10 protein-coding genes and 1 pseudogene are annotated in these 14,002 nt (G+C 51.5%); 4 read left to right on the forward strand and 7 right to left on the reverse strand.

Translation table 11 applies throughout. The annotated features are described in order from the left end of the window. Positions 1 to 200: 200 nt before the first annotated feature. From B3229_RS09815 to B3229_RS09830, 4 genes and pseudogenes are all read left to right on the forward strand, one after another. Positions 201 to 284, forward strand: a pseudogene (locus tag B3229_RS09815) (RraA family protein); the annotation flags it as partial. A gap of 80 nt (positions 285 to 364) precedes the next feature. Further along, positions 365 to 631, forward strand: coding sequence for a hypothetical protein (locus B3229_RS09820; RefSeq protein WP_286870470.1), 267 nt, complete (start codon positions 365 to 367; stop codon positions 629 to 631). After that, positions 628 to 1,563, forward strand: coding sequence for an SMP-30/gluconolactonase/LRE family protein (locus B3229_RS09825; protein WP_286870471.1), 936 nt, complete (start codon positions 628 to 630; stop codon positions 1,561 to 1,563). The genes B3229_RS09820 and B3229_RS09825 overlap by 4 nt, the downstream gene beginning before the upstream one ends. 34 nt (positions 1,564 to 1,597) lie before the next feature. Next, positions 1,598 to 2,953 (forward strand): MFS transporter, encoded by a 1,356-nt coding sequence (locus B3229_RS09830; RefSeq protein ID WP_286870472.1) that lies wholly within the window; start codon positions 1,598 to 1,600, stop codon positions 2,951 to 2,953. 85 nt (positions 2,954 to 3,038) lie between these two features. Here the strand turns inward: B3229_RS09830 and B3229_RS09835 are convergent, their stop codons facing one another. The 7 genes from B3229_RS09835 to B3229_RS09865 all read right to left on the reverse strand — a co-directional run bounded on the left by B3229_RS09835 (position 3,039) and on the right by B3229_RS09865 (position 13,678). Beyond that, positions 3,039 to 4,016, reverse strand: coding sequence for a fimbrial protein (locus B3229_RS09835; protein ID WP_286870473.1), 978 nt, complete (start codon positions 4,014 to 4,016; stop codon positions 3,039 to 3,041). Positions 4,017 to 4,092: 76 nt separating this feature from the next. Continuing rightward, positions 4,093 to 6,675 (reverse strand): fimbria/pilus outer membrane usher protein, encoded by a 2,583-nt coding sequence (locus B3229_RS09840; RefSeq protein ID WP_286870474.1) that lies wholly within the window; start codon positions 6,673 to 6,675, stop codon positions 4,093 to 4,095. Beyond that, positions 6,629 to 7,306 carry a fimbrial biogenesis chaperone gene (locus tag B3229_RS09845; RefSeq protein WP_286870475.1) on the reverse strand — a complete coding sequence of 226 codons (678 nt, stop codon included), beginning with the start codon at positions 7,304 to 7,306 and terminating at the stop codon, positions 6,629 to 6,631. Before B3229_RS09845 ends, B3229_RS09840 begins: the two co-directional genes overlap by 47 nt. A gap of 59 nt (positions 7,307 to 7,365) precedes the next feature. Then, the gene (locus B3229_RS09850) at positions 7,366 to 7,929 is read right to left on the reverse strand and encodes a fimbrial protein (protein ID WP_286870476.1); all 564 of its coding nucleotides are present in this window, start codon (positions 7,927 to 7,929) and stop codon (positions 7,366 to 7,368) included. Between the two features lie 177 nt (positions 7,930 to 8,106). Then, entirely contained in the window at positions 8,107 to 8,679 is a 573-nt protein-coding gene (locus B3229_RS09855; protein ID WP_286870477.1) for a hypothetical protein, read from the reverse strand. Between the two features lie 34 nt (positions 8,680 to 8,713). Beyond that, complete coding sequence (locus B3229_RS09860; protein WP_286870478.1) at positions 8,714 to 9,094, reverse strand: hypothetical protein; 381 nt, start codon at positions 9,092 to 9,094, stop codon at positions 8,714 to 8,716. 852 nt (positions 9,095 to 9,946) lie between these two features. Continuing rightward, positions 9,947 to 13,678 (reverse strand): inverse autotransporter beta domain-containing protein, encoded by a 3,732-nt coding sequence (locus B3229_RS09865; protein WP_286870479.1) that lies wholly within the window; start codon positions 13,676 to 13,678, stop codon positions 9,947 to 9,949. Positions 13,679 to 14,002 lie beyond the last annotated feature (324 nt).

Consider the following 14,002-nt stretch of genomic DNA (forward strand, 5'->3'; position numbering starts at 1 on the left):
GCCCGCGCCGCTTGCCCGGTACTCATTCCCTCATTTCCCAACGCAAAATCACCTCTTAACTGTCATCGCACACGCGCTGAGCAAATTGTGATTCACATCTTAATTACATTACAAATAAAACCTTAACAGTAGCGGAGCACAAATTAACATCGCTATAGTAGTTTTATATTGTACAACCATGTTTTACACAGTAAAACACCATTGATGGCAAAGGCTATATTAGCTGCGCGCTGACTGGTGAAATTATGTCGATCCAGGCTCACGCCTCCGGTATTGCGGGCATTCGCAATGGCGATATTCCCACGCCCTGGCTGAGAGAAGCGCTGCGTAATGTCAGCATGCTAGTAGAAGGGGATAATCTGTAATGAGACACGCTAAACCGGTCATTTTAATTACGGGCTGCGATATTGCGTCAAAGGCGCTGGAACGGCTGACCAATTTCAAGCTGACTGATGCGGGCAGGCAGCCAGGCGAAGATGACTTATGCCGGCTGTATGAGCGGTACGATCCAGTTGCCTTTATCGTACGCTACGGCAAGAACAAGTCATTCGTTAAAACGGGCACGGCAGCGACCAGCAACGTCTTGAAAGTGCTGGCTGAACCGCTGAAAAAAGAGGGTGCGCTGCCATGATGTTCCAGCACCCGCCAGAAATACGCGCTACCACGCTGTTTACGCGCCTGCCTGATCGGTTCCGCCAGCCAGACCCCAACAATACGTGGGCACAGGCCAACCGGGGCGGCGAGCCGGTCGACTCGTTTCTTGAAGGCCCGGTATGGCATCCATCGGGGTGCCTTTATCTGACCGACATCCCCTACGGCCGCATTTTCAAAGTCGATATGCAGGGCAACTGGGAGCTTATCGTACAGTACGACGGTGAGCCGAACGGCATGAAACTGATTTCGACGAATACGCTGCTTATCACCGATTATCGCCACGGTTTAATCAAGCTGTCGCTGGACGATCGCAGCGTGACGCCCTGGTTGGCCCGACGCAACAGCGAAAGCTTTCGCGGCGTTAACGATCTCACGCCAGATAGCCAGGGGAATCTCTACTTCACCGATCAGGGCCAAACCGGGCTGCACGATCCCACCGGCCGCGTCTACCGCTTGTCACCGCAGGGCAAACTGGATTTGCTGCTCGATAACTGCCCCAGCCCAAACGGGCTGGTGTTATCGCCAGATGAACAAATCCTTTATGTCGCCATGACGCGTGGCAATGCCATCTGGCGCTGTCCATTAAAGCCAGACGGATCTGTCAGTAAAGTTGGTCAGTTCTTTACCTCCTATGGCCCCAGCGGGCCTGACGGGCTGGCGATCAATGCCGAGGGCGAGCTACTGATTGCCAATCCAGGACTGGGACGCGTCTGGCATTTAAATGAGCTGGCTGAGCCGATAGCGATCCTGACCAGCCCGCTGGGGCGATCGACCACCAACCTCTGCTATGGCGGTGTTGATTTACGCCAGTTGTACATCACTGAATCCGTTTCAGGCTCGATACTGACCTGCTCAATGGCTACGCCTGGCAAGCCTGTTCCCGTATCGCCACAGGTTCTTGCCAAATAAAAAGATGTGCGCGGCACGCGCACAGGAGATCGTTATGGCCCTGCTTACTTCGACTGAAGAGAATAATGTAATTTCATCGCCGGGCTCGCCAGGCGTACAGAGTTCCCTTAACGAGCATGATTTTACGCTCAGCGAAACGGCGGCGAGAAAAGCCTTCACGCGCATGTTGCCATTTATTTTCATTTGCTATGTCGTCAGCTACCTGGACAGAACCAACGTAAGCTTTGCCGCGCTGGGGATGAACAGTGATTTAGGGATCACCGCCGAACAGTTCGGTTTTGGCGCCGGGATGTTCTTTATTGGCTACTTTCTGTTTGAAGTTCCCAGTAACCTGATTATGCAAAAAGTCGGCGCGCGCATCTGGATTGCGCGCATTATGATCTCATGGGGGCTGATCTCCATGCTCACCGCCTTTGTGACCGGCCCAACAAGCTTTGCCGTAGCGCGTTTCCTGCTTGGCGTGGCTGAAGCGGGCTTTACCCCGGGCATCTACCTCTTTTTCACCTACTGGTTCCCCGGCACCTGGCGCGCCAAAATCACGGCGGCCTTTCTGGTAGGCATACCTGTCGCCAATATCATTGGCGCGCCGGTTTCAGGTGCGCTGATGCAAATCACCCATCATGAGCATATTCGTAACTGGCAGTGGCTGCTGTTGATTGAGGGAGCGCCGGCGGTCATTTTAGGCATCGTCTGTTTGTTCTTTCTGAGCGACAGGCCGGCAAAAGCCAACTGGCTCAGTGATGCTGAAAAAAGCGTGCTCACCCGGCGCCTTGAGTCGGAACAGCAAAAGATCGCCGCTTCCCACGGCTCGAGCCTGAAGGATGCGCTGAAAAATCCGCTGCTCTACCTGCTGGCCTTTATCAACTTTTGCGGCATTGTCGGATCCATTGGGGTTGGCCTGTGGATGCCTCAGATCATTAAACAACTCGGCGTCAGCCACACGCAGACAGGCTTTCTGACTGCCATCCCCTATCTGTGCGGCGCGGTATCGATGCTGCTGTGGGCGCAACGAGCCAACCGGGCAAAAAACCGCATTGTCTGGATTTGCGGGGCGCTATTCATCGCCGCGGTTGCCCTTGCCGCCAGTGCGCTGGTGGATGAGCCGGTGCTGAAAATGATCGCTCTCTGCTTTACCGTCAGCGGCATCCTCTCTTTTCAGGCCTCATTCTGGGCACTGCCTTCCGGCTTTCTGACCGGCAGCGCAGCCGCAGGGGGGCTGGCGATGATAGTTTCCATTGGTAACCTGGGCGGTTTCTTTGGGCCTTCATTGATCGGCTATATCAAACAGATGACTGACGGTTTTATGTGGCCACTGCTGGCAGTGTCTGCTGTCCTGCTGCTAGGCTCCCTGGCTGTCGCGCTGGTGAAAGATCCCTATCGTCATATCTGACCTCATCCTGTCAGTGCAATCAGGTTGTACTGACAGGCTCGGCAGCTCAAGCGCCCGACTGCGCCGGCACGGAAGCCGACGCCTGTTACTGGTAAGTCATGGTGAAGGAGGCCGTCGCATTCACCTTACCCGGCTGAATCGCACTGGATGTCTGATAGTAGGCGGCGCGGAAGGGAATATTGACCCTTTCTCCGTCGGTTGACGTGGTGCCGTAATTGATTAAACTGCCGAATTTTACTGCCGCATTATTATAGAGGAGCTGGATACCGACCCCCTTTGCCGTCGATCCGCTGCTTAACCCTAAAACACCATTGGCCGCGTCCGCGAGCGGCGTAACGTTGTCCAGCGTCACATTCACCGAGGTTTGCGCATCGCAGTTAAGCGACAGATTAAAATCAACGGGATTGAGCGTGCTCCCTACGCCGTTGAATTTAGAGGCAACCGCAAAACCCATATCGATATTTAAATTGGTATCCAGCACCTGGCATGAAACCGTGCTGGTATTGACCGCTGAAATAATATATTTAAAGAGCGGCTGCCTCTGCACATTTTTACTGACGGGCGTGCTGTACTGCATAGCAATAGTGATTGGGGAGACGCGGCCTGTTTTCGGCGTCATCGCCGTTTTAACAAGTTCAAACGTGTCGATAAAAGTCGTCGTCCCTTTCTGAGAAATCCCTCGATTCCAGGTACTTAAGTTAAGGCTGCCGTTGGTGACCGGACTGGTTGTGCCGGTAGCACTGGAATAGTTTTTCCACCTCAGGCCGATCCCGTCGACGTTAGTGGCGCGGACGCCCGCCAGCGCCGACGCGCCATTGTCCAGGTTTGACCCTGCCAGCTGAATGTACCAGGAGCTTTCCGCCGTTGTCTGGCTTTTTGCATCGCAATTAATGGCATGACTAATCGTTACCGAGCCGAGCACCGTTCCCACCGGCACATCGCGCTGAATAAGAATATTATTATCAAAATTAACGGCAACATCTGATGCGCTACATAACGCGTAGACCTTCGTCGACAGAACGCTGCTGGTTAACAGGGCGACAATAATAAAAAACCTGTACATACCTGATTCCTTAATCATGCAAAGGGTAGAGAAGAAGATGCCCGGCGACTGTTTCACTGCGCGATGCGTTAATGGTTTAACTGCAGGTCGCCGTGGCGCGTTGAATAGCGCCTGGCCGAGGCTTAAAGTTTATTTTCGCCTGGCAGGATACCTGCCCCCACCTGACGGAAACCGGGTCTCCGTTATTCAGTCCGCTTAGATAAACCTCTCCTTCGTTGCCGACGATGCTCATCATGTCGCTGTCGTGCATCTTAACGACAGCGCCAAAGGGCACGGGTTTATGCTTGAAAAGCAGCTTAACCAGCGCGCGATAGCCTGTTGCCACCTTGAACGAGGCGCGCACAACGGCGCCGCGAGTGGGCACCACGCTGACGACCGATTCCGCAATATCGGTTTCAGGCCCCAGCGAGCGGGTATCAATCGCGATAGCGTTTTCCTGATAAGCGCTGACATAGGGAACAACCGCGTATCCCCGCCAGTCGGTTTTGACGCCTGGGTTATTGCGAATCTTCACGCCTGACACGCCCTCGGCCTTGACGAGCGCCACGGTGTCGCCCGGCGGCTGCGAAAAGGTCACGCCGTTTTCATGAACGAGAATGCCGCCCTGAAGCCCAAGGTTAACCTGGCTGTTTTCCCGACTGCGGTTATAGCCGGCGCTCAGGGTGCCATAGCCGCCTTTATAGGTGCCGCTTACCGAGCTTCTGGCTTCACCGCCCGACGAGGTGTAGCCCTGCTGCAGTGAGTAGCTCAGATTATTATCAGCAAGCGCCGTTCCGCTCAGCCCAACCTGGTGCGTTTCCGGGCCGTTTTTTTGCGCGTTTACGCTGTAGCTGACCCAGCTTTGAGGCAGCCATTTGCTGAGCGGCACCTGCATGCTGAAAGCCAGTATCTGATCTTTTTTTTCATAGCCTGGCGTTTCGCTATAGGTGTAGCCCAGCGAGTAGCTAATATCGTTGAAACTGGTATTGAAGCCCGTGCTGATGCTGCGCTCGTAGCCTGTTCGGCGCCAGTAGTCCTGCTGGTAGGCGCTGATATAAAAACTGCCCCAGCTGGACAGCGACTGGTTCAGATTAAGCTGCAGGCGGCTACGTTTGTTGTAACGCTGGGTCGCGTATTCGTTAACCTCCTGAAAGGTATAAAACCCCTGGGTCGAGTAACGATAGCTGGCCAGCGTAACGGTGGTATCGGTTGTCGTAACCGTTTTGGAGTACTGTATCCGGTAGGATTGTCCCCTGCTGCGGGTGGTTTTCTCCTCATCCAGCTTACTGTCCGCCAGCGTTATATCCGCGGAGAGCGAGCCGAGTTCGCCAAAACTCAAACCGGCCCCGACAACGCCGGAAAGGTAGTTATCCGCGCCCAGTCCGCCCGCGTAGAGCGTCAGATGATTCGATACGCCATAGGCCAGCGTCCCCATGCCAAACGTGGGCGTTTGCGCCGCTTTTTTCGTCGTACGATATTCGCCTCCGCTCAGGGCATATTTTATGCGCCCTTCCCGCAGCATAACGGGCACCGCTGAAAAGGGCTGAACGAAACGCTGCTCGCTTCCATCAGCCTCGGTTACGGTCACCTCAAGGTCGCCACTCGCAGAGGTTGGATAGAGATCGCGGATGGCAAAGCTTCCCGGCGCAACATAGGTTTGATAAATCGTATAGCCATTCTGTTTTACGGTGACCATGGCATTGGTACGCGCAATACCGCGGATCACCGGCGCAAAGCCGCGCATGCTTTCGGGCAGCATCGTGTCGTCAGAGTAGATTTGCATGCCGCGAAACAGAATGCTGTCGAAGATATCCCCGGGCGTGCTGGTTTCCCCTATCTGGAACTGTCCTTTCAAAAACTGGATATCGCGACTCAGAGTGGTACTCAGAGAAGAAAAGGCATGCTTGCCGCTGCTTTTCGTGGCGGTGCTGTAATTACGCAGGCGCCACGGGCCGAAATTGAGCCCGCTCTGCAAATTAAGGTAAAACTGATCCTGCGTTTCCCCCTGCTTTGTCCAGTTGCGAGCGCCATTAAAGCTGTAATTTAACAACGCAGCGGGAATACCCTGATCCCAACGAGCGGGATCGACCCTTCCACGCACGCGGGTTTCCAGCGCAGACTGAGGAATGGAGATATCCAGCCTTTGCTTATCGAAATCCAGACTCGCCTTCGCATCAGGTATAAAATCGCCTGGGTTGGTAATAATGGTGTTCGCCGGAAGCGCAGCTAATTCAGAAAAGGCGCTGATTCGGACGCCAAGCTTCTCAAGCATCGACCGATTGAGTTCAGGCGACAGCCCCAGACCATTAATGGCCACAAAAGAGATATTATCTGTGCAGACATACTCATGATTAAGCCATATTTGAACCCGATAGGTTCCTGGTAATTGCTCTCCCCGTTCAAAACGGCTGAGGTCGATGCTTTTTGCCGCTGAACTCGTTTTTTCAAGCGCATCCGCCATAAAATAGAGCTCACCCGCTCTTGCGGGAGAGAGAGAGGAAATAAACAACGCGATGGCTGAAAACCGGGCAACTGTATTAGGCCGCATGCCTGAGGAAAATAAATATCGGGTGTCAAAAACAGTCTTCACTTTGCTTTCCTGCTCGGGTGACATGGCTGATACTGTTTGTGAATTAGGGTAACGCCTGGCGTGCTTCTTCCGTGACGCCACCAAAATCATTTATGGCTTTCCAGGCCACCTCTCGCCCGCTGCCCGGAACCGTCACCGACGCAAAGGGTGCAATCATAGGCGGCTGTTTAATACGCTTCCCTGCCAACGTTAAGGCGTAGAGCGAGATAAAATAAGGCGAACCGTTGGTTATCACCGTCTGACTTCCATTTTGCTTAAAGCTTAAATTTCTCCACGCCTCGTTCGCGTTATCCGTTTTCAACTCTGCGGGACGATAAAAAAGCTTTATCCGCGTTTTAACGGCAATCAGCAGCCGGTTTTGCTCTGATTTCTCCATAGCAGGAATGGATTTAACGTTTAGCCAGAAGACGGATTCACGATTATTCGGCAGCGGTTTTTCACCGGTATAAATAACCCTGAGGGTGTTCTCATGCCCTCCGTCCAGACGAAACAGCGGCGGAGTAACAATAAAAGGCACTTTTTCGGAGGATTTTTCATCCAGTTCAACCCATGACTGAATAAGATAGGGAACTGAATTTTTACTGTTGGTCACTGAAATGGATGCTTCTTTTTCCGCGCCGTTATAAATCAAACGCGTGCCGCCAACGGTAATGCTGGCCTGCACAGTGTGAGTAAAAAAAGACGCCGCCAGCAAAAAAATAGCGCGAATGAACAGGCTCATTTATTAGCTCCAAAATGCCATCAGGAGAGAGACGGGCGTGCGCAGGCACGCCCTGGGTATTACTGATAGGTGATAGTGAAATCTGACGTCGCGTTCGCGGTACCGGCAACAACCGTCGCCTTAGTGGCTTTATATTTGGCCACGAACGTCATGGTGTTGCTGTTTGCAGCGACGGCGGGCGACCCTGCGGAAGAGGTATCCAGCGTCAGGCTTTTAGACTGGGTGGCCAGCGGAACAGGCGTGACGCCATCCTCTTCATAGAGCGCGATACCCACCCCCTGCGCCGTCTGACCGCTGCTTAACGCCAGAATGTCAGAATCGATCGCGTCTGCCGTACCATCAAACTTAACGGAGGCAGAGGTTACCGCGGCCGGGCAGTTGTTCAGCACAATGCTAAAACGCGTTGCTGCGGCTACCTGTCCGACCCCAGTGAATGCGCTTTTAGGGATCTTGCCCAGGTTAACGGTCTGGGTGGATGTACTGGTATCAACAGTACAGGCCGAATCCAGAATCTCTCCGGTGAAATTAATGGTGCCGTCGGCCGCATGCGCTGCGAATGAGCAGCCCGTAACGACTGCCGCCGCCATCAGGTTGCGAATGGCAAAAGTTAACTTTTTTTGCATAGGTCTATATCCTCCGTATTGAATATATCTGCAGCGATAACATCTCGACGCAGAAAAAAGAAAAGTCAGGCAACCAAATTCACTTTCAACATTTTAAAAACTGAAATAAAAAAACACTGGTGTAACAAAACAGGCAGCGCGAGCGCCTGAAATACAAAATGGTGAAACCTTTTATTTTTAGAAAGGACTCGACGTTAAAAGTGCTATTAACTGCTTCATCTCCAGGCTAGTGCCAAGAGAAAGCCGCTTTCTTAAGTAAAGCATTTTGTTAATATCACTCTTATTTTCGCAAACATAGTGGCTATTTATCGGGTCATAAACCGCCTTGAGAAACCTCATATGATCTTTTGATAACATGACAGACAGCTGATGACATAACGCCTCTTTCAGTCCGTAAGATTTGCCTACCACCGGATGTCTGGAAGCCTGATCGCATACCTGATGGAGTTCTTTGATGGTTGTCACCAGCCAAAACAGTTTTAAATAATTATTTTCGGCTATCTCCTCAGGTGCAATAAAATAAATATTTTTTATTCCTCCCCGCGCGCTTAGCCGAGAGTAAATCCAGCGTATAGTTTCGCCGCACTCATGTAGGGTGTCGATAAGAACGCAGGGTTTATCAAACACCGTCGCGCAGACTAAAAACTCAAGCCGATTATCAAAAAAATATACCTGCCTGTCTTTAGCAGAGAGGGACGTTATCGCTTGTCGGATAGCAAAATTACGAGTAAATACCAGTACTGTCGTCAACGTCTATTCCTTTTGTAATACACACAACACTTAACTAAGGCGAGGTTTTGACAACATATACGCGTTCCAGAGCATCTTTCTCTACTTTGTAGGCTTTTCCATTCAGCCTTAAAAAAGGGTATCGTTCAAATCCCACACTATTAAATGCGAACTGAATTTTCTTTATCATGGAGAGTAAATATGATTTCGAGCAGCGCAGGCCGTAATCTTCAAAGACATGTACAATAATGTCATTATCGTAGACTACTCCGGCATCCATTCCGGCAAGTAAATATTCGAATAGCCTGGCCTTTGTTGCTCCAAATCTTTTTATACGCCCATTTTTAATATTGATTAGCGTTCTGGTGGAAATTCGGTATTCCAGACTCTGGAATATATTGTATCCATAGAGAACCTTGTCAGAGACAAAAGGCATAATGACTCCTTAGGGGGTAACTATCCCATATCTATGACACCTTTTCCGTATGTGGGTGATAAGCTCACAGCCACCTGATACGTTAAAAATATTATTTCAATGAAGAAAGTGTGACAATGAGACAATTTTATAAAAAATAAAAACCAAAAAATAACAAAAACAGCACATAATCAGCTGTCTTTATATAAATGGCAGATTTAAATCCCAAATGAAAACAAAATATTACCTCCGGCGGGTTTGATTTTACAAAAAATTAACCATAGATAATTTATCTAAATATTTTCTCATCTTGGTTAAAAATGCTAATGATAAAAAATAAAACAATAAAATCAACTATTTAAATTCAATGCGAAAGTTTCTTAAATATTATCTTAACCAATGTAATTTAGGAATAGTCAGGACAATTCTTTAATCTCTGCTATAAACGCGCATACACAAATAAATTTAATTTTACAACTCACCCTATTTTGCACATTAGCAGCCTCAAAAAACAAGCGTAAAACCATTAAAAAACAAAAGGATGTAAAAACATGGTTCTTGATCAAATCCCGCAAAACGGCACTATTTCTGCATAATTTATCTGAATCAAAACCTGCTATTCATTTAAACTGAAGCATAATTAATCTTGCGACGTGCCTTTGGGCATGAGGATATTTTCTGGAGGTCGCAACTACTCCTTTATGAGTATTCTGGCGCTTAGTCACCTAAGATAATTAATAATGGCGCAATAATAACTTCGCGGGAGAAAGGCGTTAAAACCAGGCCGGATAATAAAGATCCATCTCACAGAAAAAGAGGTGATGCCCGATGCTCAAAGCAGCAGCGCCGCATAAAGTATGCGGCGCTGCTGAATTAGTAACCCACCCCTGTACAGTTAACGCCCTGGCTGTTATTCAACCAGTCAATGACGCACTGGTTATTGCCTTTGTCGAGATAGTTGAATTTAACGCTAAACTGATTGGTGGCCAGAATAGCGTCTACGGTCGGCACCCAGGTGCCATACTCTCCCGCGACGGCATACTGAGTCCCGTTTTTCCAGGGCTGGCTGAACCAGTTATCCGTTACGGTAATGGGTCCGCGCTCAGGCTGTCCTCGTACGCCGATTGAGGAGCGGTTATTCGTGCCATACCGTCCGTAGTCGAACCAGTTTTGCGTCACCTCCATAAATGCGCCGGCAATGCCTTCTGGTTGATACAGGTGCATATCAAACTGATGGAAAGCCCCGCGCCCACCGCCATTAAGCACCAGATTATGGTGCGCCGCATAGCCCTCGCCCGATCGGCCGTTTCCGGCAATCGAATGCCGGTTGCTGTTGAAGACGTTACAGGCGACTTCCGCGGTGGCATTGCCATTTTGCGTCACCACCCCATAGCCGAGCCCCGATTTGATATTGTCGTGAATGTAGCTGTGATGGACGCGTACGTCGGTGGCTGTTTTCACGCTTACCGCCGCCCATGGCCAGCCCCACATCTCCATATTGTCCACTTCGACATTGTGGCTGCCCGATACGGTCTGAATGCCGATAGTGGAATTATTGGTGACGGTGCCTTTATAGGGCCCTTCATAGCGAAGGCCCGATATACGCGTGTTGCTGTCCATCGCGATAATAGGGAATTCATTTTTCAGCTCGCTTATATAGGGAATGCTGAGGCGCGCTCCGTCGCTGCCGTTCAGGCCGCGATCGCTGAAAATGGTGGTTCCGCTTTTGACAAACAGCGCGTTTTGCTGGACCGGCAGCTCAATTTCGACGTCGCCGGGAATGTAGATATAAGCGGTGCCGGCATCAACCAGCTTCTTCAGCGTGGCGTAATCCCGGGCTTCCTGATAGCTAACGCTGTTTTTATCAATCTGCTGCGCATAGCCGCTTCCGCCTCCTACGACCGAGCACTGTCCGCTGGCATCGAGCAGGTGGGTAGTCACCACGACGTTTAGCTCCAGCGGAGCGGAGACGTGACCTTTTTTATCCACCGCGCTAATCCTGACGGGATAGCGATTTTCACCGCCGACCACAAAGCCAGGCAGCGTCAGACGGAAGACGCCCTCCTTCTCATCAATCGCGCCGCCCGCCGCCCTGAAAGCGGAAGCGTCAATTTCATAGCGCGCAATGCCGTACAAACTCTGCACCTCCGGCGTCACCACTACGGTAGTGCTTTCGGGGCCGGTTACGGCGGTATCGGCGGTGATGGAGAACGGTGCCTGGCTGACGGAAATAGTCATGGTCACAGGTTCGCTGCTATTCCCCAGGGCATCTTTACCCGTGACGATAATGGCGTAGTGGTTACTCCCCGTTGCCCGCCATTCAGGCATAACGAAGTGAAAGTCCGGCAGGGTTCCGGTGATTTTTCCTCCCGCGGCGATAAACGCTTCCGCGCTGAACTGAACTTCACTCGCCGTTGCGCCTTCAGAGACCACGCTAATCGATGCGTCCACCGTCTGCTGTTCGGTTCCCGTCAGCGAGCCCGGCGCCGTTACTGCGATATTGACGGGTTGCACCTCCAGAGTCAGGCTGACCGGTTTTGACGAACGGCCCTGTTTATCCCAGGCGATAGCGGTCAGGGTATAGCGGTTATTGCCCTCTTTTTTCCACAAGGGCAAAGTGAAACGATAGCTATTTGCGCCATCCTGGATAATTTTGCCTCCGGCATTAAAAAAGGCGTCGCCCTGCCACTCGATTCGGTCAATGCCCGCCTGGGCGCTGGTCTGCGGCGTCACCACAATTTGATCGCCCGATTTCCCCGACAGGCTATCGTCGAGCACCATGTTAATGCTCGTCGAGGCCACCGAAATGCGGGTCGTCACCGGCAAGGAGCGGTGGTTCTGGTCGTCAGCGGCAGTAACCGTAATCGCATACTGGTTGGCTCCTCCATCCGACCATGCCGGCAGCGTGAGCCACAGCTTATCTTTTTCGACGTCGACTTTTCCTCCGCTGGCGATAAATTCCGGCGCTTCCCACTCCAGCCGCGTCACGGTGGATTTAGACTCTACCTTCAGCGGCAGCGCGATGCGTGTGCCTTCAGCGCCCGAAAGCTGTTGCGGCAGCGTCACCACGATTGAGCGAGGTTCAACAATGATTTTGGCCGAAGCGGTATTGGAAATATTTCCCTCACTGTCGGTTACCGTCACTTCCACTGGGTAACTGTTTTCACCGTCAGCGCGATAGGGCGGCAGCACCGCCTCATAGTTCAGGCTCGGGCTATCAGCTTTTACCGGTCGCGTTTGAATAAACTTACCGCCAGCAGCCAGGAAGGCGGGCGCCTTCCACTCAACTTTACTTATGTTCTCCTCGCTGCGCACATTGAGCCCTGTCGCCAGGGTCTGGCCCTCTTCCCCTTTGAGATCCCCAGCCAGCGAGATTTTAACGTTCATCGGCAGCACCTCTACTTCAACGCGGAACGGTGCCGACAGATTGCCCTTTTCATCTGCCGCGCGTCCTTCCAGCTGATAGCGATTGTTACCGACTGGTCGCCACTCGGGCAGCGAGAGCAGATAGACGCCGTTTTCATACGCCACGCTGCCACCAGCGGCAAAAAATTCATCGCCCCGCCAGCCAATCCCGGTAACGGTATAGCGTGAAGAGATATTCAGGTTGAGCGCCAGCTTGCTGCTTTCGATGCCCGAAACCTTCTGGCTGGCGGCAATAGAAAACAGACGATCCTTTTTATATTCCAGAACGATAAAGTTGTTTCGGTCCACCAGATCGTAGCGGGATCCCGCCAGCGTACGGTTAAAGCGGACACGGTCGGGATCGAGCTGGGTCTTAAGCGGCGTTCCGAACTGCCAGGAGAGGTTAAGCCCTACGGAGAATTCATCTCGACCGCCGCGCGTATTAAGCGTTTTTTGCATCGAGATGCCCACCAGCGGCACGGGGGTATAACTGACGCCCACGGTAAGCAACTGAGGGTTCTTTTGCAGATCGTCCGGTCCAAAAACGCCGACCCGATCCCCATAATATCGCGCCCAGGAGAGCTTGCCGCCCAGCTGAGGTAAAGAGGGAAGCCACGCTTCCGTTCGGATATCAAAACCGTTCGCAACGCGCTCGTGATAATCGGTAAAATCCTGCGACCTTTTCCAGTCGCTAAGGCGGAAATATCCATTGGCAGAGACGCGGAAAAAATCGCGGCCATATTCAAGACCGGTACCCAGACGCTTATGCTTACGGCTGATGTCATAGTCATAAAAAACGCTGGCGCCAAGCAGGGTGTTTTCTGAGGGCCAGAATCGGTAACCGAGCCCGATATTGGTCATCGTTCTGCCGTCAATGCGCCTGATACCTGTCTGAGAAAACAGCAGATGGCGGCGATCTTCATTAAGGGGAAATAAAAAATCGAACTCGCTGCCGTCAAAATGCGCGCTGCTGAGATTGAGTCTGGCGCGGGCTGTGCCAAAAGAAGCCAGACTTTGCTGCACCGCGGAGCTAAACAGGCCGGAAGCCATGGTTCCCCCCACGGCGCCGAGACGGTCGACGGAAGCATCCTGGCCGAGCATCTGCGCCAGTTTGGCGCCTGCGCCCGCTCTCGCCTGCAGGCTCTTTTCTTCGCTGTGCTTCTGCTGCGTCTGGAAGGCGCGATAAACGCTCTCTCTCACCGTTAGCGACGCGTTGCGGGGGTCGTTAGCGCTGCCGACAGCCAGTCCTGGTTGAATAAATAAGACAATATAAAGTCCATGCTTACGCTTAAGACGAGGCGGGTAGCAAGCCACCATGCTGATAATAACTCCATTAAATAAAAGGCATTCTCAAGCTGAGAAAAAAAGGATATTTGAGAGCCATTAAGATTATTTTAAAAATAAGCGCTGCTTTGTATAAATAACAACCAAGAAAATGATCTTTATAATTTTAATATTTCAGACACTTCTTAACAATCAGATAATTCATCACGTAAAATCCTATACCGTTTAAATAAGATGCAG

Source organism: Pantoea sp. UBA5035 (genome assembly GCF_002415245.1).
GTDB lineage: Bacteria > Pseudomonadota > Gammaproteobacteria > Enterobacterales > Enterobacteriaceae > Pantoea > Pantoea septica.